Origin of the sequence: Bacteroides sp. D22 (assembly GCF_000163675.1) — a bacterium.
Lineage (GTDB): Bacteria > Bacteroidota > Bacteroidia > Bacteroidales > Bacteroidaceae > Bacteroides > Bacteroides xylanisolvens.
In genome coordinates, this window is the sequence record NZ_GG774809.1 from 54,337 (window position 1) to 55,927 (window position 1,591).

Genomic DNA, 1,591 nt, shown 5'->3' on the forward strand with positions numbered 1-1,591 from the left:
TCAAATCCGCAACTAAGCCCTTGAACGTCCTTATTGCGTTTACACGTCCTCTCATTACTGAATTTGCAGATAATTTGAACTTGAAGCACCCACTTCTGCCTACAATATCCCCTTACCCCACAATGTGACTTGAGGCAATACACAATATCATTCCCATAAGTTGTAGGCATTATCCAAAATCAGTCTGGAAAACATCTGCGTAAGCATTATTACAGGTATAGATGTTCAGCACATACCGCCTTGATGTCCTGATCCACTTGGCTGGTACAGAGATAAACCTGAAGACAAACGCTTTTATGCGACTTGTTGCATTGAGCCCGAACTTCTTTACGTCAAGTCTTTGAATAATGGCCTTGTAAAAGTTACGGATAAGTGCTGTAAGAAGAAGGAACACTGTGTTCTCTGCCATGAAGGATTTGGGCAATCTGTCCCACCCGAAACCATTGTTCATATCATCGAAGATACGTTCCTTTCCTCCACGAAGGTTATAGAACTCGACAATTTCTCTTACGGAAGAATCATAGTCGTTAGTCAGGATACAACGGTATGTGTATTCTCCTTCCCAAAAATCCTGCACACCATCCATCCGTTTCTGTCTTTGAATCACAAGTCGATATGCCTTACCTTTCCACTTCTCAACAAGGATAGAGTTCAATTCAAACTCAATGCCATTGATTTCCTCAGTTTTCCAGCCTTTGAGAGCAAAGGTGTCATTGTAGATCGAACTGCAGCGGTTAGCACGGATATAGAAGGACTTGCAGTGTTTTTCTATTTCCTCCACGATTTCCTCGGAACATGATCCACAATCAGCTCTGAAGCGATTGATAGTGAGCCCATTCTGTTCAAATCTCGCAAAGAACCTCTTCAGCGTGTCCTTCTGATGGAAACGAACATTTGTGTTACCATCGCTATTCTCTATACCGACTATCAAATCGCCAATAACCGCCACGCCAGGGCGATAACCAAGGAACTTCTTGTATGTAGGCTTTGCATCATACTTCTCTGTCTCTATGAACTGATGGTCGAAATCAACATCATACATCTCACCCTCTTTCAGTTGGCCAGATGCAAATATACAATTGAGCAATAAAGTATTGAGAGTGTCAGCCGTATTGAAATCGTAGGTCTTGCCCATATCTGATGTGTATGAAATGTTTTCTTGCGTCAACTCCTTTATCGCCCTGAGGATAGTATCAGAGCTACAAGTGCGAAGTGTCGGATGAAGCGAGAGGTGGTTCATCAAATGAGTAGTGACATCCTCAATACATGAACCGCTACAGAAGTAGATACTCATGAGAGAACGGATGATTTCGCTGTACTGATAACCGAACGATCTACACCTTAGACCGAGGGTTGAGTCGATTACAGATGATAATGTGGAGTCAAATTGCTCCATGATTGAAAATAATCCCCCAAAAGGAGTGAGTCTCTCAGATTTAATTTGTATCTTCGCCATGTCTATCGTCGGATTCTCTTGTTTTTTTTGCAACACTAAGATAAGTGAAAATTCTGACATGGCAAAATCCTGAGCAACTTTTTGTTGCTCAGGTACTTAAAAAGTTTAATTTATAATAGTGTTGCGGAATTAAGG

Annotated in this window: 1 protein-coding gene; it reads right to left on the reverse strand. The window is 41.5% G+C overall.

Features of this window, described 5'->3' with window-relative positions:
* Positions 1-169: 169 nt before the first annotated feature.
* Entirely contained in the window at positions 170-1,456 is a 1,287-nt protein-coding gene (locus HMPREF0106_RS10240) for an IS1380-like element ISBf12 family transposase (protein ID WP_009040242.1), read from the reverse strand.
* Positions 1,457-1,591: the final 135 nt, after the last annotated feature.